We start from the raw sequence: 23,055 nt of genomic DNA, 5'->3' as shown, positions 1-23,055 counted from the left end.
CGCTTGTCTCTTCCAATCTTCTAAAAACAGAACGAATGCCGCTCCCTCATGCTCAAAAATTGCTTTCAATCCGCAAAAATATATCGTAATATAAGATATAATCTTAATAAACGATAGAAGGTGGATGATGATGTCAAACGAAATCATGCGATTAAATGACCTCTGGACAGATATTTACTACCGTCTCCGTTATCAGCACCATGAAAAAATTACTCACCAAGGTGTACGGATTCTGCAAGTCATTCAAAAAGAGAAGGCAGTCGGAATAAAAGACATTGCCGAAGCGATTCAAGTATCACATAATACCGCTTCGGAACATATAAAGCGGTTGCTGCAGAAAAAGTACGTTTATAAAACCAGAAGTGTTGAGGATGAGCGGAAAGTCATTTTAAAACTTACCAGTTTGGGGGCGGATGTCCTTTACCGGCATTCCGGTCTTGATGAAGAAAAGCTTAAACAGCTTCTTTTTGACAGCATGAATAATGAAGAAAGAACACTTGTCTTAAAAGCATTCAGTTTGATGAAGGAGCGTGCTGAAGATGTTTACGATCGTTAAAATCATTGTCTCCGCTGCTATTATTGGGATTATCACTGAAATATCAAGAAGAAGCCCGAGTTATGGAGGTATGATAGCGGCTTTACCAATTGTCAGTATGCTGAGCATGGTTTGGCTGTACATCCAAGGCGAAACGAAGGAGACATTAAGTCACTTTGCATTCAGCGTGGCTTCCGGCATTCCCTCCACAGTCATTATGCTGGTCATTATCGGCATCGCCCTTCGCCATTCACTGTCTTTCATTGCCGCATCAGGGCTTGGACTTACAGGATGGCTGGTTTTCTTGTATGCTCAGGATTTTATCGTAAAACATATAAACAGTCAGCAATAAGCACCTTAGCGCTTGTTTGTAAATACGAGGAATTAAAAAAACAGGGGATACCCCTGTCTTAAAAGTGACTCCGATTAAAAAGCGAAACCCCTTTCTTCACGAGAAGCAGACACCGCCGAACACAAAAACATCCCGTGTTGCGAACGGAGTCCGCAGCCTGTACAGCCATATCGGCATGAAGAACCGGCTGATCTCTCAAACAGAATGTCCGGCAATCACCTCAAAAAACGAGGTGAAATCTGTCAGTATCCCGTCATCCGCCAGCTGTTTTTCTTCAAATAGCGCGCGGTTTTTTCCGAGCGGGTCAATGGCCATAATCTTGCCTGCACCTGCTTTTTTCGCCGCTGTGAGCCCCGAAAAGGCATCTTCAATGACTAAGCATTCTTCAGGCCTGAGGCCTAACTTTTCCGATGCGATGAGAAAAATATCCGGCGCCGGTTTTCCGGGGAAGCTCCCGTCATCAAACGTGACTTTGTCAAAATCAAACCACCGATCCAACTGAAAGACGTCAAAGTAAAACTCGACATTTTCCTTTACCGTAGCCGTGGCAATGGTCATTGGCGTTTCTGATTTTTTCAGATGGTTCAATACGCCGGTCAGTCCCTTCGTCAGCTTTAACTCATCTTTGTTTTCAAGGCATAATTCTCTGTAGTAGGCTTCTTTTTCAAAAGACAGCTTCTTGATTTCTTCATTTGTTAAATCGCCGGAAATAAAATACGTCAGGATTTCACTGTTTGTTCTCCCGTGAATGTTAACGAAAATGTCTTCATCAGAAATGGTTTTCGGCGCGTATTTTTTCACCATGAAAAACCATGCATTTTCGTGCAGATGCGAATCTTGAAACATCGTGCCGTTGAAATCAAAAATAACCCCTTTCATCGAACCGCCCGCCTTTTTATTTTTTTGCGATTTTGACATCTACATATTGCTCGTAATGAATTTGAACATCTTTCATCACTTTATCATCCGTAATCAGATAATCCATATCGTGCAAGTTATAGAACACGTAAAAATCTTCCCGGTTGAATTTTTTATTATCCGCCAGCAAAAATTTCGTCCGCGAATTATTCAGCGCAATTTGATGGGCTTCCCCTTCTTCAATGCTGTAAGAAGAAATCTCATCATTATGTATGCCGTTGGCGCTGATGAAGGCTTTCGTAAAATTGAATTTCTGCAGATTGCCGTTCACGATGGGCCCGACGAAGGCACCGGTATTTTTCCGGAAATCGCCGCCAATCAGGATGGTATCCGCAGTGTCACCATGCTTTAAAATATCAAATACGGGATAGTTGTTTGTGATAATCCTGATTCGCTTATGCAGCAGGTGTTTGGCTAAAAGTTCAATCGTCGTGCCGGGCCCTAAAAAAACGGTATCGCCGTCATTTACATATGAAGCTGCGAGTTCCGCGATTTTCTCCTTCTCATCCATTTGAACACCCAGTTTTTCATTATGCGATAATTCGTGATCAATGGAATAAGATATGCTCTGTGCGCCTCCGTGAATACGTACGATTTTTCCGGCCTTATCCAGCTCGTCCAGATCTCTTCTCACTGTCATATCAGAAACATCCAGTTCATCGATAATATCACTCACCGTAATAAACCCCCGCGAGTTTACGATGTCGATGATTTTTAAAAGACGCTCTTTTTTTAACATGTTCAATCATCCCCTCAACTTTACACACAATCTAACACATCGCGGCACTCCGGTCAACAAAAACAAACACTAACAAACAACATAATCAACATATAAAACAACAAGAAACTCATAAAAGCCCTATGAACACAGATGTTATTTCTTTATGAAGCTATTGACAACAAAAATGTATGCGTTTACTATTAAACAAAAGATAACAATTACAAACATTAACAAACTTCAATTCCCACATTGGCGAAGGAGGATTCAGTAATGCTCAAATTACCTCATGACTTTATTTTCGGCGGGGCGACTGCGGCATATCAAGCGGAAGGCGCCACAAAAGAAGGCGGCAAAGGGCCTGTGGCCTGGGATGAATTCCTTGAAAAACAGGGAAGATTCAGCCCTGATCCGGCAAGTGATTTTTACCGCCAGTTTCCGGAAGATATTAAACTATGTGAAAAATTCGGAATAAATGGCATCCGCCTTTCTATAGCCTGGACGAGAATTTTCCCTGACGGCACGGGCAAAATCAATCAGGAAGGTGTTGATTACTATCATCGTATTTTCTCAGAGTGCCATAAACGCAACGTCACCCCTTTTGTCACGCTGCATCATTTCGATACACCGAAAGGATTATTTGACCAGGGAGATTTCCTCAACCGCGCTGCAATAGAAGCGTTCGTCAGCTATGCGGAGTTTTGCTTTAAAGAATTCAGCGAAATCAGATATTGGAGCACGTTTAACGAAATTTATCCCACAGCCACCAACCAGTATTTACTCGGGGTTTTCCCGCCATCAATTAAAAGTGATATCACAAAAGTCATTCAATGCCTCCATCATATGATGGTAGCGCATGCGATGACCGTCAATCTTTTTAAAGACGGCGGCTATCCGGGAGAAATCGGTGTCGTCCACTCATTGGAAACAAAATATCCCGCCAGCGACTCAGAAGAAGACCGCCGCGCCTGTTTTCTGGATGACGCGTTATCAGTGAGATTTCTCCTCGACGCCACCTACCTCGGCTATTACTCCGAGGAAACCATGCGGGCTCTGGATGAAATCTGTGAGGCAAACGGCGCTTCATACGAGTTTTCAGACAGTGACTTTGACGTGATGAAAAAAGCTTCAACGCGCAATGATTATCTCGGCATCAATCATTATCAATGCCATTTCGTCAAAGCGTACGACGGAGAAACCGTTATTCACCATAACGGAACGGGCGATAAGGGCACTTCGGTCTATAAAGTAAAAGGAATCGGCGAAAGAATTTACAAAGAAGGCCTGAAGCGGACCGATTGGGACTGGCTCATTTATCCTGAAGGCATGTATGACATGCTGATGCGCATCAAACGGGACTATCCGCAATATAACAAAATGTACATTACCGAAAACGGCATGGGCTATAAAGATGAGTTTGAAGACGGCATCATTATGGATAAGGCAAGAATCGACTATTTAAAAGTCTATTTAGAAGCCGTCAGTAAAGCGATTACCGACGGAGTCAATGTAAAGGGGTACTTCTTATGGTCCTTAATGGATTTATTTTCATGGACCAACGGCTACAACAAACGTTACGGTCTTTTTTACGTCGACTTTGACACCCAAAAACGGTATCCGAAAGAATCGGCCTACTGGTACAAACTTGTAAGTGAAACAAAAACAATCATTTAACGATCATACATGGTGAAAAGAGTCTCTTTTCATCATGTGTGCCGTCTTTAGGAGGTTTTTTTCATGACAAAGGAAGAATTGCAGATGCTCGGTTTTGAAATCGTCGCCTATGCCGGCGACGCCAGAAGCACTTTATTGAAAGTCCTGAAAGAAGTCCGTGCCGGAAACTTCGAAAACACGGAAGCAGCATTGAAAAGCGCCGATGAAAATTTAACCCTCGCCCACAATGCGCAAACGAAAATGTTAGCTGAAGAAGCTGACGGCAAGGACATGGAATTAGGGTTTATTTTCGTTCACGGTCAGGACCACTTGATGACAACCCTTTTGCTCCGTGATCTTATTCAGGATTTTATAGAACTCTACCGAAGCCGCCGATAAGGAGTGGAAAAATGAACGGTATCATCAAGCAAATCGAAAAGGGAAAACCGTTTTTTGAAAAAATCTCAAGAAACATTTATTTAGGCGCGATCCGCGACGGCTTCTTAACGGCCATGCCTGTTATTTTATTCGCCAGCATTTTCATCCTCACCGCCGCTGTGCCGGAAGTGTTGGGTTTCACTTGGCCTAAAAGTGTTTCTGAATGGCTTTGGAAAGTTTATAACTATTCAATGGGCGCCCTCGGTCTGATCGTTGCGGCAACAAGTGCGAAATGCCTGAGTGAATCAATGAACCGAAAAATGCCGAAAAACAAAGGGATCAACCCCGTTTCAGCGATGCTTGCTTCAGTCGTCGGGTTTCTCATTTTAAGCGTCACTCAAATCGATGGCGGATTCTCCACGGAATACCTCGGCACAAAAGGTCTTTTAGCCGCTTTTGTATCCGCTTTCATAACAGTGAACGTTTACAGATTCTGCGTGCTGAAAAATATTACGATTAAAATGCCTAAAGAAGTACCGGGTACCATTTCACAAACATTTAAAGATGTTTTTCCGTTCGCTTTTTCCGTTCTGGCCATGGTGATCGTTGATTTATTGATCAGGAATACGCTGAACGTATCTTTTGCAGAGGCTCTCTCCTCTCTCTTATCGCCGTTTTTTACCGCCGCAGACGGTTATCTGGGGATTTGTGTCATTTGGGGAATGATGGCGCTGTTCTGGTTTGTCGGCGTTCACGGTCCTTCTATTGTGGAACCGGCCATCGCAGCTATTATTTACGCAAATGTGGAGGCGAACCTTCAGCTTCATAATGCCGGTGAGCAGGCGTCCAACGTGCTGACCGTCGGACTCGGGAACTTCGTCGGCACAATGGGAGGGACCGGCGCAACCCTTGTTGTTCCGTTTATCTTTCTTCTTTTCGCGAAATCCAAGCAATTGAAAGCAGTCGGAAAAGCATCCGCGGTTCCGGTGTCTTTCGCAGTAAACGAACCTCTGCTCTTTGCTGCGCCGATCATTTTAAATCCTTATTTTTTCATTCCGTTTGTTGTAACGCCGATGGTGAATGTCTGTCTGTTTAAATTTTTCGTGGATGTCATCGGAATGAACAGTTTTATGTATGTTCTTCCGTGGGCCACCCCGGCGCCCGCCGGCTTGATTCTCGGAACCGGCATGGGGCTCTCGGCTTTTGTGCTGACGGCTGTATTAATCATTGTCGATTTCCTGATATACCTGCCATTCTGTAAAGCTTATGACAAAGTATTAGCGGCGAAAGAAGCCCAACACACCGAGCCTGAAACCGCGCCGCAAACATTACAGCCCGCCATGGCCGGCGCCTCCGAAGACGCGTCCTCCGTCATCAGCACAAATCTTCAGGAATCCTCATCCGCCTTGGAACACAGCACCAATGTGTTAGTGCTGTGCGCCGGAGCGGGAACGAGCGCCATGCTTGCGAACGCACTGACAGAAGGAGCCGAAGAATATAACGTGCCGATTACCGCCTCAGCAGGCGCCTACGGATCCCATTACGACATCATGAAAGACTTCGATATGATCATTTTGGCTCCGCAAGTCGGCTCTTATTATGATGACATTAAAGAAGATGCGGACCGCCTGCAAGTGAAACTCATCGCAACGAAAGGAGCGGAATATATCAGCCTCACCAGAAATTCACAAAAAGCCATTCAGTTCATACTGGAGCATACCTCAAAATAGAATCGGAGGTTTATCATGGATGCCAAACTTTTAAAATCAAGATTCGAAGACATTTTCAAGAGAAGTAACGGAGAACTGTTTTTCGCACCCGGCCGGATCAACCTGATCGGGGAACATACGGATTATATAGGCGGCCACGTTCTTCCATGCGCGATCACGATCGGAACATATGCCGTATGCGCAAAACGCGGAGATCACCAGATCCGGTTATACTCAGAAAACTTTCCTGACAGCGGCATTGTCTGCCTTGATCTTTCCGCCACAGCATACAAAAAAGAAGACGGCTGGGCCAATTATCCGAAGGGGATGATCCATTACCTTCTTAAAGCCGGCGGCCAAATAGACAGCGGAATGGATATTCTTTTTCACGGTACGATTCCAAACGGAGCCGGTTTAAGCTCCTCCGCTTCTATTGAAATGTTAACAGGTTCCATTTTAAGAAAGTTATTCAGCCTGGATGTTTCCGATACTGAACTGGCGCTTATCGGAAAAAGAGTCGAAAATGATTTTATCGGCGTGAATTCAGGCATTATGGATCAATTCGCAGTGCAAAAAGGCAAAAAGAACATGGCCATTCTGTTAAACTGCGATAAGCTTGAGCACGAAATGATTCCGGCTGCTTTTAACGGATATAAAATCGTCATTATGAATACGAACAAGCGCCGGGAGCTGGCGGCTTCAAAATATAATGAACGCCGCAGCGAATGTGACGAGGCTCTTTCAGAACTGCGGCAATATCGGAATATCGCATCACTTGCGGAATTGACAGGAGAAGAATTCAACGAACTCGAATCCCTTCTCTCCTGTGAAACTTTGCGTAAAAGAGCCCGGCACGCGGTCAACGAAAACGAGCGGACCCTCTCAGCCGCGGAGGCTCTCAAATTGAATGATTTGAAAACGTTCGGCGAGCTGATGAATGCGTCCCACCGTTCGTTACGCGATGATTATGAAGTGACCGGTGACGAATTAGACGCGCTCGCTGAAGCAGCCTGGAAAGAAGGAGCACTCGGAGCGCGGATGACGGGCGCGGGGTTCGGCGGCTGCGCCATAGCCATTGTGGAAAATGAAGAAACCGCCGGCTTTATCCGGGCCGTTTCATCTCACTACCGCAGCAGGACAGGTCTTGAAGCTTCTTTCTACATCGCGGATATAAGCGATGGCGCGGCTGAATGGAGGGAAAAATAAATCATGGCGATTCTCGTTCTCGGCGGAGCCGGCTATATCGGTTCTCATGCGGTTGATCAATTATTAAACAAAGGATTTGAAACGATAGCTGTGGATCATCTGCAGACAGGCCACCGGAAAGCTGTTCATGAAAAAGCAGTTTTTTACCATGGAGATATCCGTGACAAACCGTTTCTTCGCTCTGTGTTTGCGAAGGAGAACGTAACAGGCGTTCTCCATTTTGCCGCTCAATCCCTTGTCGGCGAATCAATGAAAGACCCTCTTTCATATTTCAATAATAATGTGTACGGTACGCAAATTACACTGGAGGTCATGCAGGAATTCGGGGTGAAACACATTGTGTTTTCTTCATCCGCCGCTGTATACGGCGAACCTGAAAAAGTGCCCATCACAGAAGACATGCCGGAAAAGCCGGAAAGCGCATACGGCGAATCAAAACTCATGGCAGAAAAAATGCTGAAGTGGTGTGAAACCGCCTGCGGCATAAAATATGTCTCGCTTCGGTATTTTAACGTTGCCGGCGCGAAAACGGACGGTTCCATCGGAGAAGATCATCATCCGGAAACCCACCTTATCCCTATCCTTTTACAAACCGCGCTCGGTCAGCGCGAGGAGGTTTTGATATTCGGCACTGACTATGATACAAAAGACGGCACGTGCATCCGCGATTATGTCCATGTTTCCGATTTAATCGATGCCCATATTCTCGCTCTGGAATATTTGCAAAACGGCGGAGACAGCGGCATTTTCAATTTAGGATCAAGCAGCGGGTTTTCCGTATCAGAAATGGCGGAAGCGGCCCGGCAAGTGACCGAAAGAGACATAAAAGTAAGAGCGGCCGCAAGAAGACCCGGTGATCCAAGCACCCTCATCGCTTCCAGCGATAAAGCGCGGAACATTCTGGGCTGGAATCCGAAACAAACGGACATATCGGAAATCATTGCGTCAGCATGGAATTGGCATCGGCAACATCCAAACGGATACAAGGACAAATGAAATGGAGGCGGCGGTCATTGAAGTTTTTGAATCAGTGGCAGGGTTTCTGAAAGAAAGCACTGTCTTAGGCGACATAAATGAAACAGATGTGATTTATACAAGAAACAGACTTCTCGATCTGCTCGGACTGACGGATTATGCAGAACCGAAACATATCAAGAAACAAAACAGGCTTCACTATTTGGACGAAATGGTGAAAGACGCGGTAAAACGGTCAATCATTAACGATACGCCGGCTGAAAGAGACATGCTGGGAAGCAGAATCATGGACGTGATCACACCGGCCCCTTCTCTGATCAACGCCGCATTCAGCAAATTGTTATCAGATTGCCCGAAAAAAGCAACAGATTACTTTTACCGACTGAGCCAAAACAACGACTATATTAAGACGCGGGCCATTCGAAAAAATATCGTGTACCGCTCACCAACACCTTTTGGGGAATTGGACATCACCATTAATTTATCAAAGCCCGAAAAAGACCCTAAAGACATCGCCGCGGTAAAAAACAGTCCGGAAAACCGGTATCCGAAATGCCTGCTTTGTATGGAAAACGAGGGGTATGCCGGAACACCGCATCACCCCGCCCGTTCAAATCACCGCATCATCAGGCTTGACTTAGCGGGAGAACAGTGGGGGTTTCAATACTCCCCTTATGCGTATTACAGCGAGCATGCCATCTTTCTATCAAGCGTGCACAAGCCGATGAACATCAGCCGCGACAGCTTCAGAAGGCTTCTGGCCATAACGGAAATCTTCCCCCACTATTTCGCGGGATCAAACGCAGACTTGCCGATCGTAGGAGGTTCCATTCTTTCTCACGATCATTATCAAGGCGGCGCCCATGAGTTTCCGATGGCAAAAGCGGGTTCCCTCTACCCTTTTCATATGCGTCATTTTCCAGACGTTCAGGCCGAAGCCGTGAAGTGGCCGGTATCAGTGATCCGCCTTCGCGCAAAAGATCCGGATTTGCTGACCGATGCCGCTGCGTATGTTTTTGAAAAGTGGCGGGAATATTCAGACGAAACCGTCAGCATCATCGCAAAAACGAATGAACCCCATAATACCGTCACTCCAATTGCCAGACGCAGGGGAACGGATTTTGAAATCGATCTCGCTCTCAGAAACAACCGCACCTCCGAAAATTATCCGGATGGCATTTTTCACCCGCATCAAGATGTCCATCACATCAAAAAAGAAAATATCGGTCTGATTGAAGTGATGGGACTCGCCGTTTTACCTCCCCGCCTGAAAGATGAGCTGGCAGAAGTGAAAAAGTATTTACTGAATGAACCTCATGACATCAAAGACATTCATCTTCCGTGGGCCGAAAACATCAAAGCGGATGAAGACGTGACACCGGAAAATGCAGCCGCTGTTTTACAAAAAGAAACCGCGAATGTATTTTTACGCGCGCTGACCGATGCAGGCGTTTTTAAAATGACACCCGAAGGAATTCAGGCGTTTCAGCGTTTCACGACGTTATTGGAGAATGGCAGCTGAAACATTCAGAGTGAAATCAATCAACAATCTTTTTTATCAGGAGGTATTGTGATGTTCAAAAACCGATTGAAACGTGTATTTGTAAACGCAATCTGTCTTTCTCTCATTTTCACTGCTTTTACATTCTTTGAGAAGTCTCCTAAAGCAAAAGCGGAAGCCCCGTTTGCCTATGGCGCTGATATAGGATGGCTGAAACAAATGGAGGACGAAGGTGTGCGCTGGCTGGATGACGGCGGAAAACAGAAAGATGCCTTGCAGATTCTTAAAGATCACGGAATAAATGCCGTGAGACTGAGAGTGTTTGTGAATCCGCCAAGCAGCTATTATTGGCTGAAAGACGGCACAACATGGACCATGCTCGGCTATAGTGACAAAGCGGGCGTACTTGCAGCGGCAAAAAGGGCAAAAGCGTTAGGAATGAAGGTAATGGTTGACTTCCATTACAGTGATGTGTTCGCTGATCCCGGCCACCAGATCAAGCCGAACCAATGGAACGGCTATTCAAACAGCCAGCTGCAGGCAGCCGTGTATAACCATACGTACGATGTCATGAAAGAACTTAAAAATCACGGCATCTCCCCTGATTGGGTGCAAGTAGGAAATGAAATGAATTCAGGAATTTTACTGCCCGACGGCAGCACGAACGATTTCAGCAAATTGACCGCCTTACTGAACAAAGGCTATGACGCCGTGAAATCCGTCAGCCCGGCCACCAAGGTCATCAGCCATTTGGCACACGGCACGGACAACAGCCTATTCAGATGGTGGTTTGATCAATTCTTTAAAAACGGCGGAAAAACCGACATCATCGGCGTTTCATTCTATCCCTATTGGGAAGGTAAGCCGTACTGGGAGCTCACCAGCCATTTATCATCTAATTTGAATGACATCGCCTCACGCTACAACAAGGAAGTCATGGTGGTTGAACTGGGCGGAGATGAAAACAATCCGAAAGATTCCTACTGGACCATAAAAGACACCATAAAACTGGTGAAAGCCGTTCCGAACGGCAAAGGAACCGGCGTATTTTACTGGGAACCCGAAGCTCACTCCAGCGTTCTGTCAGACGCGTATCCATTAGGCGCAACCGCCAAAGTGTCTAAAAACGTCTTGAAATACACAACCGCAATCGACGCTTTTCATGATGCCGCAACAGGAAAATGATTGATGCGAATCTCAAGCAGGCTCATTGCGCAGCCTGCTTTTTTATAAGGCTGTAGTGTTGGCCTGTTATGAAACAGAGCAAGTAACGAATACGGAAAGAAAAATACTCAAAAACCCACGTTTCGGTTAAAAACCGCTTTTTAAATAGAATACTTCTTCTCTTCCCCCTCCTTCTTATTTCTGCGCACTATCTCTCAGTTCCTAAATCATAACTTTACGATTGTTGAAAAAGAAACAAACATTTTATAATATTGTGTAAGCACCACCGAGCAGGAGGACGGGACATGGACAAAAAAGAACAGCTCCTCACGGATTTCAGGGACTTTTTTAACAAGATGGTGTGGCTTAATAGGCTGAAGATGGAAGAAAGCCTTAAGGGGCATAAACCTTCTGAAGTGCATTGCATCGAATTCATCGAAAAAATTGAAGACGCCAATGTGACAAAACTTGCGGAGTCCCTTTATATGACAAGAGGCGCCATAAGTAAATTAACGAAGAAGCTTATCAATAAAGGCCTTATCGAAAGCTATCAGAAGCCGCTTAACAAGAAAGAAATCTATTTCAGGCTTACCGAACAAGGAAAAGTCATTTATAAAATTCACGAGGAATTGCACAAAGAGTTTCAAGAACGGGACAAAATCGTGTTTGAACAAGTAACTGATGAACAATTTGACACGATGCTGAACTTCGTGGAAACATACAGCAGGCATTTGGGTTCAGAAATAAAGAAACTTGGTGCAGACATGAAATCGGAATAAATATGAATAAAACCATAGGCAGCCCTGCTCCATGAAAACGGGCTGCCTTTTTATATCCCTCTTATTGTTGACAAAGAAACAAAATCACTCTATTATTTTGTTGACAAGGAAACAAAGACAGCAATTTTGAGAGGAGAATACTATGTCAACACATAAAAGAAAGGAACTTCGGCTGCCAAAAGAAGTTCTCACAGCCGCCTGGGCTATTGCACTGGGAGCAATCGCTCCAATGCTTGACTCTACGATGGTAAACATCGCCATCGACAAACTGACCAAAGACTTCAACACGACATTGGATACCATTCAGTGGTCCGTTACAGGCTATGTCTTAGCACTTGCGATTGCAGTACCCGTATCCGGCTGGCTTATGAATAAATATAACGGTAAGAAAATCTTCATCGGCTCAGTCATCGCCTTTGGTGTCATTTCTGTTTTTGCGGGAATGAGCCGTGACGTTTCCAGCTTCATCTTCTTCCGTTTGCTTCAAGGATTCAGCGCCGGCATTATGACTCCGCTTATGTCAACACTCTTGGTTAAAACGGCAGGTCCGGAAAACCTGGGAAAAGTAATGGCAATCGTCAGCACCCCTATGATCTTCGGCCCGATCTTAGGACCTGTCATCGGAGGCTTCATCGTCCAAGGCGCTTCATGGCATTGGATTTTTTACATCAACGTGTTCATCGTTTTGGTTGCCGCACCGCTTATGATGAAAACCATTCCAGACTTTGAACCATTCAACAAAGATCGCAAACTCGATATTTTCGGGATTATCAATTTGTCATTAATGAGCGCGGCATTGATGTACGGTATTACGAAAGCGGCGGATCATGCATCATTTAACAATAGCGACACCATTTTATGGGTGGGCATCGGTCTTGTTTCAGCAGTCATTTATCTTGTATATAATCTGATCCAGAAAAACCAAACCGTGCTGCCTATGAATTTGTTTGCAAACAAGAGCTTCTTATCATCTTCGATCGGGTTGTTCTTAGCGAATGTTGCCATCATGGGGCCGATGTTAATACTTCCGCTGTTTTTTCAAAACATTCGTCATTTCACGGCAGCCGGAGCAGCACTCGCTTTAATCCCTCAAGGAGTCGGAATGCTCGTGACTCGTCCGCTGATCGGAAAAATGATTGATAAGATCGGTGCGAAATACGTGGTTACGGTCAGTCTTGTTCTTTCGCTGATCGGATCTATCCCGCTTATTTTTATCACCGATAACACAAGTATGATTTGGATTTCCGTCGTATTATTTATCCGCGGCACCAGTTTTGGAGGAATTATGCTCCCATTGATGAGTGACGCTTATACAGGTCTTGACAGCAAACAGCTTCCGGAAGCAGGTGTCGGTATTCATATGATTGAAAACCTCGGTTCCAGCTTTGGGTCAGCTGTGATCGCAACCGTTACCGCAACTGTCATACATGGATTGCAGCCAACGATTCCGAACAGTTTAAAAGGCTACCATGCCGGATTCTTAGTATCCGTCATCATCCTTGCGGCCATCTTCATTCCAAATCTGTTCCTTACCCATAAAAAGACTGCCATATAAAGAACTTTTTAAAGTAAAAAACCCTTGCACAGCAAGGGTTTTAGTGAATGAAACTGATGATTGTTGCCGGCAAAGTCAGCCAACAACAGACAAAGCCTTTTACTCATTCACATTGCTTTTCATTAACCATTCTACTTCCGTTAATTCTTGTTTTTGAACGTCTTTTGTATGTTTTTTCGTAAAATGGACTTTAACAGCTTCTTCGTTTTCCCAAATCTCCCAAAGCATGATTTTGCGTTCTGATGGTTCGAGCGGATAAGCATGGAACTGAATACAGCCTTCTTCTTTGTTCGTTTCTTCCTCAAGTTTTTTGAACTCTTTCATTATTTCATTAAGGTCTTTATCACTGATGATTTTTAAGCATGCCGTTATGTAATGCATCGAAATTCCCCCTCTTCCCATCTTTTTATGGCTTTACATTATAACATTTATCGAAAAACGAAACCGGCATACCGCATTCTCAACATATAAAAATCGTCCATAAAAAATGAACGGCAATGTTTATTTAAGAGCATTTAGAGCGACTTTTGCAGTCTCAGCGATAAGAGCATTATTATAATTGGCATCTTCCGTAAACCGGTTTGACAGGATTGCCAAAACAATTGGGGCTCTGTCAGGCGGCCAAACGATCGCAATGTCGTTTCGTGTGCCGTAGCTTCCGGCTCCGGATTTATCGCCGACTTCCCATCCTGCAGGAGCGCCTGCCCGAATCAGTTCGTCGCCGGTAGCGTTGCCCCGCATCCAATCTGTTAAAATCGTGCGCTTGTCAGCCGTGAGAGTGTTACCCAAAGCGAAAGTCTTAAGGTCAGTTGCCAGTGCTTTTGCGGTGCTTGTGTCACGACGATCCCCGGGAATCGCAGAGTTTAGATCCGTCTCGAATCGATCAGCTTTCGTTACATGATCCCCAATTTGTTTCAGTGATTTTTCAAAACCTTTGGGACCGCCAAGCTGCTGCAGCAATAGGTTCCCGGCGGTATTATCGCTGTAACGGACAGCGGCTTCTGAGATTTCTTTCAGGCTCATGCCTGTATCCAGGTGTTTTTCTGTGATTGGAGAATATGTAACCAAATCGTCTTTGCTGTAGCGGATGATGGCATTAAGTTTTTCATTTGAGCTTTTCTTCAGAACAGCAGCTGCAGCCAGAACTTTATAGGTTGATGCGTAAGCAAACCGTTCATTCGGCCGATAGGCGATTGTCTTGTTTGAACCTGTATCAATCGCATAAACGCCGAGCCTGGCATCAAATTTTTTCTCAAGCTGAACAAATTTCTGATTCGTTATACAGCTTGTCATTTTTGCGTCCTCTATAGATTTCGCTTCAGCATGCGCTGAGCCGAATAAAGGATTGAAACCGGTAAAGCTTAAACATAAAAGTCCAATGCATATTCCAAATTGTATTCTCGCTTTATTTTTCACATCCAGACCTCCTCATTAAAATGATTTTGTATACATCTTCTAATTAACATTACAAACAGGATGAAAGTCAATATATTTCCTTTGAATGATTAAATCCTGTATTCTGATTCATCCCCTTATTTGCGCTTAAATGCGCCGCCCTTGCCGTCTGAATGTTTGCATTTCCGCTTCGTGTTCATCATCTATTTGTTATCCCTCCGTGCAAATAAAAACGGACACCAGTCAGAGCACAGTGATGCTGTGCAATGATCAGTGTCCGCAGGCTTTCCGTCTTGGACCTATATATGTTTCTCTTGCAGACTATAAAAATCATAAGGTAAGTTAACAAACGCATTACCTTAATCCTGCCAGTCAAAAAATTATATCATTTTATATATTTCAATAAGATTATTATCTGGATCTCTGAAATGAGCCACTCGTGCACGCCATTCCTGACGATCATGCGGTTCATTGACGCATTTAATCCCTTGCTTGTGCAGATAGTCATACGTTTTATCAACATCTTCTACCTTAAACTGAAGCAAAAAACTTGATTGCGCATCTCCGTCTAAAGATTTTCTTTCTTCTCCAACTATTTCAGCCATATTTTCTCGAGATAAAAGCTCTATTTTCGTTTCTCCATTATCGAAGAGTGCATATTCCATTTCCTTCTCTAACCAACTTATTGGAAGTCCTAATGAATCTTTATAAAACTCGACGCTTTTCTTAAAGTCATTAACCAATAGTCTAATTTGCAGCAATTTCATATTGAACGCCTCCTATCATTTTACTGGCCATTCATTTAATCATACAATAGGGACCTGACAGCATTATGTCAAGTTTCCATAAATTTTTTTCCATACTGCACCTAAATTTCGGATGAAAGCCTTCGGAGATTCATGAAACTGCGTTTGATCAATTCACATTCTTGGTTTGAATTTTCCTTCACTTCACCGTGGAGGCTCCGGCCGTGTAAGTCGCGCATCCGTAAACATCCGGCCGCCGCTCCTGTAAGTAAAACAACTGATAAATGATTGACTGAATCGTTTTTCACCGTCATTGCTTCCCCTGCTTTTTATATTCTGCGATTTCCTTAGGGGTAGCCTTCCGGACTCCGTCTGCGTCTGTCCTGTTTGCCACTTGAGCGCCTTCCATGTTTTTTATCTCGCTGACTACTCCCAAATGCTCTAAATACACATGATCACCAATCTTGAAACGATTCAGTTTGGCCCGCTCCTCTGTCATGCTCCTGTATTCAGTCGCGGCTTTCATTTTTAATTCAGCCAGACACATTTGACAAAGGGTTACTGTTACAGAATTGCCGTTAAAATCAGTAAACGAAACCGATCTGACAGATTCCTTTTCCGGGTGCATCGTGCATGTTTTCTTCATAGGTGATGGCCGTGTAAATTCAATCATTCCGCTTCCTCCTCAAAAAAAGTCTTTTCGTCCCTCTCACATAACTCCGGATGAACGGAAGTTCCATGCACCCGCATTATAACCGTCACAATACATGGAGATTTGCCTTCCCTTCGCCGTCTGACGGATTTTCATACATCCTTCATAGCTGTAAGCTTATATTCCTTTATATTCCCAATGCTTGCCGCACTTCCCTGTTAGGATGAAGTTTCTAAAGCTGTTGACCAGTTGCCTCATGTTGGTTCCATGCGAAAAGCCGTTTGGGCCGCCGTATCCCAATTCATACGGGTGAATTTCAGCCCTCTAATATGTGTGTATGTTTTTTAAAGGAGATGCATCACATGATGTTCCAACAACCGATTCAACCTGAAGCTAACTCTTCCCCAATTCCCGATCATAAAATAAGTAAATTTACCCAGAACAAATTAATCATTTTGCACTTTCAAAATACTTATTTGTCTTCCCCTTCATTCCTACATGATAATATCTTGTTAAAGTATTTCGAATGAAAGGATATGGTCATGAAAGTTTTCGAAGCAACCACCCTGCTGGCCGCTGCCAAACAGCGCGCGGGTGAATACAAAAAACTGCGCGGCCAGATGGTCAATCTGAAAAAAGCGTTTCAAGGCATGGCTGATCTTGGTGACAATGATTTCTCCGGCCGGGGCGCAGACAACATCAAAGCCTTTTTCCAAGACCACTCCGGCGTCACAGACAGCTGGCTTGATCTGATCGATATGAGAATCGCATTTCTCACAAGCCTCCCCGGCAAGGTCGAAGACGCCGGACTTTCCGGTTCACATGTGGAGGAATCATTTCTGGAGCATGAGCTCACCCACGCCCTCAGTAAATCAAAGGCAATTATGGAAGGGCAAAAAAAGGACATGGGGTCCATCCTCAGAGAGATCGAAGACATCATCTCGCTTGATCTGTTTTCAACCGAAAGCACAGATCAGAAGCTTTCTTCAGCTGACAAAAAAAGAAGCGAAACGATACATAAACTCGGCAAACTTGATCACGATCTAACGAAAGAATACGCAGAAACCGAAGCGAACGAACAGTTCATCCAAGCCGACTTTCAACAGCTTCAAAACGCCACAGGCAAAGGAAAAGGCGCCACGCCGCTTCACTACAACGCCAAAGCGTACCGTGAAAGCGACATCCATAAGAAAAAAGGCGAGATTGCAAGACATTCGGATGCTTATTTGACGATTAAAAAGGAAGAAGCGAAAGAGCGGGAGATCAAGGATCTGAAGAAAAAGCTGGCCGATGGTGTCAGCGATCCGGATGAATATTTGGAAATCGCGAAAAAGATCGGCTATGAGAATCTCACCCCTGAACAGCTTGAATTTGTTTCATTTCTGGAACAGCGTAAAGCTTTCATGGATAAAGGAAAAGAAGCATTGCAAATCATAGGTGATGGCGCCAAAGGTCTGCTTGTTGGTGTATACGATCTTGCCAAGGATACCGGTGAAGGAGCACTTCAACTCGGACGGAATATCGGTTGGACAATTGACAACTTAAACAAAGATCCTCAAAAAGTTCTGGATACTGTTCTGGAATACGACTATCTAGGTGTCTTTCAAAGTATGGTTGACACATTGAAGGATGATTGGGATAAAAAGATGATTCACGGGGATGCATATACACGGATGCACTATGTTACTTACTTGGGCGGAAGCCTTCTGTTATTGAAAGGCGGAAAGTCCTCTGTCTCAACAGGCTCGAAAGATCTTGCTAAAGCTGGTGGCACAATTAAGAAAGGCGGAAAGTCTGTAAAACAGTTTTACAAATCTCCTGTCAATCGGTATACTCCTGCATTAGAAGGAATCCTTCAAGATGCTGAGAATACTATTAATGTGAAGAATACACCACTCCTAAAAAGAGTAGCCGATTCCACTAAAGATAGTGTACTCTTTAAATCAATCAATGGTAAGTCATCAAAAAGCAAGACAGTTAAAAAAGGCCTTTCCAAAAAATCAAGAGAAGTTGCGCTTCCAAAGGTAGACACATATGAACAAGCTAGAAATGAGGCGCTAAATCTAATTGGTGATTTAGGAATAGATTCAAAACCTTTTATAGGTACTTTGTCTAAAAGCGCAGGCTTTGGTAAAGTTACTGGCCGAATGTCTGGAGATAATAAAGTCCTTTGGAGATTAGATTATGACCCCGAAAAGGGACCTCATATAAATGTTGAGGATTATAGAAATGGAAAAGGAGATAAGGCAAAGAAATATTATATACCTTTTAACGGAAACGAAGATACTTATAAATCCCTTTTAAAACATTTAAATAAATAGGAAGTGTTAATATGACCTTATACGAAGAATGTCTAGAAGCTCTTGGAGATAACAAAGAAGTCCTCACTATTTCCGAGACACGTAAATATCATGAGCAACTTGGCGAAAGTTTCCCCTTCACATCATGGGGAAGAATTAAATGGGATGAAGTAACTTATCACAGATCTATTGATTACGCTGAAGATATTGATGAATGGTTAGTTCAGAATAAAATAGATAATAAAACTGTTATTCTCCTTTGGGCTTACGGTGATTATCCAGCTGTAAAAACCAGCTTAGACAACGCCTTAAACGTAATTGATGATGTAACTGCTGTAGGTTCAGATACCTTCATGTTCAGCGAATCTGGTTATGTTATTGAATTTTTCCATGATGGAGATGTAACAATAGGGAAAGCAATATGAAAATATTAGCCCTTCTTAGTTAAGAGAATCAATATGAATTTAGAGAAAAAAATGAAAGATATATTAATTAAAAGAAAAAAACTTAATCTTAATGATGACTATGGCATTCAAAAAAGTTGGGATGAAATAATTGAAGTGCTCTCAGAAAACGAAGAAAATACAATCAGCTATCTAGAAAATTGTAATAAAGCAGATTTATATTGGGTCAGTGAGGTATTTGAAGATTTAGCTGAAAGTTTGCAAAGTAAAGAACTTATTGATTGTTTAAGAAAATTAGATGAAAAATACCCTGGCCTAAAAATGACAAATGATATTGATATAGCAGAAAGTTATATAGAATAATATACTTACCATCTCTTATATTTGAAGATAACGATTCTTGGTGGTGGTAAGCAATGATTGAAATTAAAGTTTCTGATCCTGTATTTAGATTTCTCGGTGGACATTTCCACCAAGATATAGAGTCTCCGGAAAATGCACTTGATGAATATTTAAATGAAGCATCACAAAAACTAAAAGAAAGAGATTTAATAGCACTAACTGAGTTTGTAAATAGTGATTATTCTGAAGCAGATAAGAATGAATTTATAGAAGAAGCAGCGGATGGCATATACTTTCCAGAAGATGATATAACACCATTAGAATGGCTTAAGCAAGTCACTGAACAAATTAAAAAACACCTTAAAACAACATAGTTAGAAAAAGAGCCCTCTTATAAGAAGGGCTTCTTTTATAATTTCAATTTCACTTCTCGCTCCGCTTTCGTTTTTAGTCCGTAAATGCCGTATGTCTTCAAAACAAACATGGACTGAATCGTTCGACCGCATTTTTGATGACAGATAAATTGAAGTGGTATAAACTGCAGAAAAAGAGGGTAATAAAAAAAAACCATAATAATGGACTTAATTTATATTCTTCTAATCTCATTTTATGGGATTTTTCCCATCTCTCTGATGAACAAAAAGTCGCTAAACCATATCGGCTGTATTAGATGTAGAGATGTATATTAATAAAGATGGCTCAATAGCTACTGCATATCCTTTATATAAAAAACCAAGGGAATGATTGATTTTATTATGGAATATTCATTTGAATGTAAAAGAGACCATTTAGGATACTTACGAGTAGTTCTCCCCGCAGAGTTAGAATACTTTTCTGATTTCATAGAAGACATTGTTTCGGTAGATGAAGCTGATGAATACTTGAAAATGATTCAAGATGTATTGGATGGTTCTTCTGAAGAATATGAGATTCAACTAAATACAACCATTGCATATATAAAAGAAGATCAAACAGTCATAGAACACCTTTATACAGAAAATGAAAACGATAGAAGCTCCATGGAGACAGAAAAATTCAAAAAACTTATACTCGATTGGAGAGACAAGATCCCCCAAAGGTATAAGAGTGATGATTGAAACTTTAGGTCCCTTGAAATTCAAGGGACCTTTTTATTACTTAATACCGCTTCAAGTTTCACTTTGTTTTCGATCCGCAGTTACTATCTGGAGAACTCATTAGGAACGGTCTGACGAATTTTTGGTTTTCAGTGCATAATAGCAATCAATGCCATTTCCTTGCTCTTCTTACTGGAATAATGTAAGCCTCTAGAGCTGTTTCAATAAAAAATAAAAAACCCTTGCGTAGCAAGGGTTTTGGCTATGATTCCGACTGGGCTCGAACCAGCGACCTCTACCCTGTCAAGGTAGTGACAAGGTATTTTTGCTGGTTTAACTTATCCAGAGAGTACCTAAGAAAATGCGGGAAAGTCAGTGGTATCAAGGATTTATCGAAATTTAAAATCAGTAGGTAGTACCTTATATAAAGATCGTCACCAATATCGTCACCAATATCGTCACCATTTTGGTCGCCACTGTTTCACCTCGTCGCCAAAGTAAGTATGTAGTTTGGTCGCCACAAAACACCCCTTAAAACGCTGATACAGCAGGGCTTTCGCTAATCCCCTTGAAAGGGGGTGATTTAATGGCGGTGACAAGAACTACATCTAAAAAAGGAGTGGCGACGGTGGCGACAATGGACAGCAATATAAAAGGTGACATATCAATGGCATGTGTGATAGCAGCTTTAACTAAGAAAGGGATAAGCGTTGCCGTACCGACAACCGACAACAAACGGTACGACTTAGTAATGGATTACAATGGAAAGCTCTACCGCATGCAGGTCAAAACGATACTCTATAAACCTGAAGAAAATGGTTTAATGGTGTTTAAAACAGTAAGTTCAAATTCAACTAAGTCTAAAGGTTATTATGAAAGAAAATACCGACACGAGGAGATAGAGGGGTTTTTAGCTTATTGTTTAGAGTTAGATAAGGTTTACTTGGCTTGGGTAGGGGAAGTACCCTCCACTAAATTTTTCATGAGAACCTCAGAAACATTGAACGGCCAGAAACAAAAGGTGCGTTACTCTCACGAGTACGAGTTAGACAAAAAGTTAGCAGACTTGGAGGGTAAATTTACTGCTGTAAATCAAATAGAGAGTGTCCAACAGTGACACTCTCTTTCTTTGTGATTATTTTTAATCTTCTTCGAAGTTCTTCTTTTCTTGTTGGATCTCGTTCATTGCACTTAATAACTCTTTTAATATTTGTTCGATTTTATTCCGATACCCCTCCTCCAGTGCATTGAAGCACGTCTCTCTAATTTGACAATGGTAGTCTATATCCCTACCTAGCGTTGCTATTTCATTACCCAACCTATACTCTTCTATAGGGTCCATGATTGTAACAGCTTGTTTGCGTTTTTGCTCTAAAGCCTTCCTCCGCCAAGTTAGGTCTTGTTTATTAGCTGCCATGTCATAACGAAGGGATTCTGAAAACGTTTCATAAAACTGCCTTAATTCTAAAAGCTTTACCTGTAAATCAATATCTTGTAACTTATCTAAGGAATCCCACTTCTCCTTATCGACCAATTCCACATCCACCATGTATAGGGATTCGTTTACTTCGGGGAATAAAGGCGACTCTTCAGTGTCGTTCTTAACTGTAGTGGCTCTATCTACATTGTTGATTATTTTTTCTAGTTCCATTTTGATTCTGACCATGACGGGTAACTGTTTTAAGACCATATCGTACGAATATTTCTTCCTGTCTTCTCTGATTGTTGCAAGGGCTACAATTAAAGCGATAATGCCGCTAGAGAAGCCCCCTAAGTAACTCCCCCAAAACGAAAGCCAGTCTCCCCCTTGGTATGTAAATCTCGTATTAAATTGAAACAACGTCATATTTAATACAAAAGGTATCAATAGTATTGCTACTATAACCTTTAGCCAAAACTTTTTATCTTTTAAATTAAAATTAAAGTCCATTGCCCTAATCCCACCTATTTTTTTATCTTATTATACAAGAAAAACCTGGTCTTGGTGAGAATTTAAGGTTATTTCACCCCTGAAATCTCTTGACTAAGGTAAAGAGATTTGGTATAATTAAAGTATAGAAAGGAGGTGCTAAAGTGGACGATCTAAGGAACATAGTTCTAATAATCGCTTCAATCGTCTCCATCGTAAAACATATCTACGACATATGGCAGAAGGAGAATGAAAAGCGAGAAAAGAACAAGAAAAAGCGCTCCCGCCGGCAAAGCAAGAAGCGCTGATACAAAGTGAGTGAAGGGGAGAAATCCCCTTGCTCAAATATTATACCACGTCCACGGTGTATATGAAAAATTTTTTAAAAAACTACAGTACATCAGATTTAGTCACTTTGATCATACTAATGGCTGGGATTGTAGCGATTGATGCCGGAGCGGTCAGCCCCATTGGAAAAATCGCACGTGTGCTCCTATATACCGCAGTATTCGCTACTATTTTAAAAGGCTTTATCCTTGCATGGAGGGAAAGGAAAAATGACCGAGGATGAAAAAATAAAATTTATCCAGGATGAGGTTTTAACCGCAGTCGAAGTCCGGGAGTTACTTGATATTTCAAAACAACGCCTGAGTCAGATTGTAGACTCAGGCAAACTCAAACCAGTTAAAAAAGTAGGCCTGATAAGTCTATACCTCCGAAGTCATGTCGAAGCACAAAAGAAAGAATCGGAGGCTAACCGAAAAAAATACCGCCCCTATGACCAATAA

General features: G+C 42.6%; 25 protein-coding genes. 18 read left to right on the top strand and 7 right to left on the bottom strand.

Annotated features, from left to right (window positions below):
• The first annotated feature begins 130 nt into the window (after positions 1-130).
• Together BXO87_RS02545 and BXO87_RS02540 are read left to right on the top strand one after the other, a co-directional pair.
• Entirely contained in the window at positions 131-556 is a 426-nt protein-coding gene (locus tag BXO87_RS02545; protein WP_015239656.1) for a MarR family winged helix-turn-helix transcriptional regulator, read from the top strand.
• Entirely contained in the window at positions 540-887 is a 348-nt protein-coding gene (locus BXO87_RS02540; protein WP_046702339.1) for a DUF3147 family protein, read from the top strand. Before BXO87_RS02545 ends, BXO87_RS02540 begins: the two co-directional genes overlap by 17 nt.
• Before the next feature lie 195 nt (positions 888-1,082).
• On the opposite strand, the gene BXO87_RS02535 is transcribed toward BXO87_RS02540, so the two are convergent.
• Both BXO87_RS02535 and BXO87_RS02530 read right to left on the bottom strand, forming a co-directional pair.
• Entirely contained in the window at positions 1,083-1,766 is a 684-nt protein-coding gene (locus BXO87_RS02535) for an HAD family hydrolase (RefSeq protein WP_053104336.1), read from the bottom strand.
• Positions 1,767-1,782: 16 nt separating this feature from the next.
• Positions 1,783-2,544, bottom strand: coding sequence for a DeoR/GlpR family DNA-binding transcription regulator (locus tag BXO87_RS02530; protein WP_022553515.1), 762 nt, complete (start codon positions 2,542-2,544; stop codon positions 1,783-1,785).
• 252 nt (positions 2,545-2,796) lie between these two features.
• Between BXO87_RS02530 and lacG the strand changes: the two genes are divergently transcribed.
• From lacG to BXO87_RS02485, 9 genes are all read left to right on the top strand, one after another.
• A complete protein-coding gene (gene lacG, locus BXO87_RS02525; RefSeq protein WP_015239655.1) occupies positions 2,797-4,197 on the top strand; it encodes a 6-phospho-beta-galactosidase in 1,401 nt (466 codons plus the stop codon).
• A gap of 63 nt (positions 4,198-4,260) precedes the next feature.
• Entirely contained in the window at positions 4,261-4,575 is a 315-nt protein-coding gene (locus tag BXO87_RS02520) for a PTS sugar transporter subunit IIA (protein WP_007407323.1), read from the top strand.
• 11 nt (positions 4,576-4,586) lie between these two features.
• Positions 4,587-6,284, top strand: coding sequence for a PTS lactose transporter subunit IIBC (locus BXO87_RS02515; RefSeq protein WP_015239654.1), 1,698 nt, complete (start codon positions 4,587-4,589; stop codon positions 6,282-6,284).
• 15 nt (positions 6,285-6,299) lie between these two features.
• Entirely contained in the window at positions 6,300-7,469 is a 1,170-nt protein-coding gene (locus BXO87_RS02510; protein ID WP_076851210.1) for a galactokinase, read from the top strand.
• 3 nt (positions 7,470-7,472) lie between these two features.
• Entirely contained in the window at positions 7,473-8,465 is a 993-nt protein-coding gene (galE, locus tag BXO87_RS02505; RefSeq protein WP_032874510.1) for a UDP-glucose 4-epimerase GalE, read from the top strand.
• Position 8,466: 1 nt separating this feature from the next.
• The gene (gene galT / locus BXO87_RS02500) at positions 8,467-9,966 is read left to right on the top strand and encodes a UDP-glucose--hexose-1-phosphate uridylyltransferase (protein WP_052248590.1); all 1,500 of its coding nucleotides are present in this window, start codon (positions 8,467-8,469) and stop codon (positions 9,964-9,966) included.
• Between the two features lie 51 nt (positions 9,967-10,017).
• On the top strand, positions 10,018-11,130 hold the full coding sequence (locus BXO87_RS02495; RefSeq protein ID WP_061046856.1) for a glycoside hydrolase family 53 protein: 1,113 nt from the start codon (positions 10,018-10,020) through the stop codon (positions 11,128-11,130).
• Positions 11,131-11,414: 284 nt separating this feature from the next.
• On the top strand, positions 11,415-11,888 hold the full coding sequence (locus BXO87_RS02490; protein ID WP_061046857.1) for a MarR family transcriptional regulator: 474 nt from the start codon (positions 11,415-11,417) through the stop codon (positions 11,886-11,888).
• 142 nt (positions 11,889-12,030) lie between these two features.
• Complete coding sequence (locus BXO87_RS02485; protein WP_061046858.1) at positions 12,031-13,443, top strand: MDR family MFS transporter; 1,413 nt, start codon at positions 12,031-12,033, stop codon at positions 13,441-13,443.
• A 99-nt stretch (positions 13,444-13,542) separates the two neighbouring features.
• On the opposite strand, the gene BXO87_RS02480 is transcribed toward BXO87_RS02485, so the two are convergent.
• The 4 genes from BXO87_RS02480 to BXO87_RS02460 form a co-directional block, all read right to left on the bottom strand.
• Entirely contained in the window at positions 13,543-13,824 is a 282-nt protein-coding gene (locus BXO87_RS02480; RefSeq protein WP_007407331.1) for a putative quinol monooxygenase, read from the bottom strand.
• Positions 13,825-13,944: 120 nt separating this feature from the next.
• Positions 13,945-14,865, bottom strand: coding sequence for a class A beta-lactamase (bla, locus tag BXO87_RS02475; protein WP_113629798.1), 921 nt, complete (start codon positions 14,863-14,865; stop codon positions 13,945-13,947).
• A 353-nt stretch (positions 14,866-15,218) separates the two neighbouring features.
• Entirely contained in the window at positions 15,219-15,605 is a 387-nt protein-coding gene (locus BXO87_RS02470) for a VOC family protein (protein WP_053104228.1), read from the bottom strand.
• 289 nt (positions 15,606-15,894) lie between these two features.
• Positions 15,895-16,257, bottom strand: a complete 363-nt coding sequence (locus BXO87_RS02460; protein WP_053104226.1) for a hypothetical protein — start codon at positions 16,255-16,257, stop codon at positions 15,895-15,897.
• A gap of 521 nt (positions 16,258-16,778) precedes the next feature.
• On the opposite strand from BXO87_RS02460, the gene BXO87_RS02455 reads away from it, so the two are divergent.
• From BXO87_RS02455 to BXO87_RS02430, 6 genes are all read left to right on the top strand, one after another.
• A complete protein-coding gene (locus BXO87_RS02455) occupies positions 16,779-18,557 on the top strand; it encodes a T7SS effector LXG polymorphic toxin (protein WP_038457664.1) in 1,779 nt (592 codons plus the stop codon).
• An 11-nt stretch (positions 18,558-18,568) separates the two neighbouring features.
• On the top strand, positions 18,569-18,961 hold the full coding sequence (locus tag BXO87_RS02450) for a CDI toxin immunity protein (RefSeq protein ID WP_032874496.1): 393 nt from the start codon (positions 18,569-18,571) through the stop codon (positions 18,959-18,961).
• Between the two features lie 33 nt (positions 18,962-18,994).
• A complete protein-coding gene (locus BXO87_RS02445; RefSeq protein ID WP_032874494.1) occupies positions 18,995-19,303 on the top strand; it encodes a hypothetical protein in 309 nt (102 codons plus the stop codon).
• A 53-nt stretch (positions 19,304-19,356) separates the two neighbouring features.
• A complete protein-coding gene (locus tag BXO87_RS02440; RefSeq protein WP_032874492.1) occupies positions 19,357-19,656 on the top strand; it encodes a contact-dependent growth inhibition system immunity protein in 300 nt (99 codons plus the stop codon).
• Positions 19,657-20,022: 366 nt separating this feature from the next.
• Entirely contained in the window at positions 20,023-20,379 is a 357-nt protein-coding gene (locus tag BXO87_RS02435; protein ID WP_051590108.1) for a hypothetical protein, read from the top strand.
• Between the two features lie 565 nt (positions 20,380-20,944).
• Positions 20,945-21,475 (top strand): group I intron-associated PD-(D/E)XK endonuclease, encoded by a 531-nt coding sequence (locus tag BXO87_RS02430; protein WP_076851209.1) that lies wholly within the window; start codon positions 20,945-20,947, stop codon positions 21,473-21,475.
• 24 nt (positions 21,476-21,499) lie between these two features.
• Here the strand turns inward: BXO87_RS02430 and BXO87_RS02425 are convergent, their stop codons facing one another.
• Positions 21,500-22,288 (bottom strand): hypothetical protein, encoded by a 789-nt coding sequence (locus tag BXO87_RS02425; protein WP_076851208.1) that lies wholly within the window; start codon positions 22,286-22,288, stop codon positions 21,500-21,502.
• Between the two features lie 536 nt (positions 22,289-22,824).
• Here BXO87_RS02425 and BXO87_RS02415 point away from each other — a divergent pair.
• Entirely contained in the window at positions 22,825-23,055 is a 231-nt protein-coding gene (locus BXO87_RS02415) for a MerR family transcriptional regulator (RefSeq protein WP_076851207.1), read from the top strand.

It is taken from the genome of Bacillus sp. GZB (genome assembly GCF_001975995.1).
In the GTDB taxonomy this organism is placed as follows: domain Bacteria; phylum Bacillota; class Bacilli; order Bacillales; family Bacillaceae; genus Bacillus; species Bacillus velezensis.
Note: the sequence above shows the minus strand (reverse complement) of the source record. Positions and strands in the feature narration are given on the sequence as shown.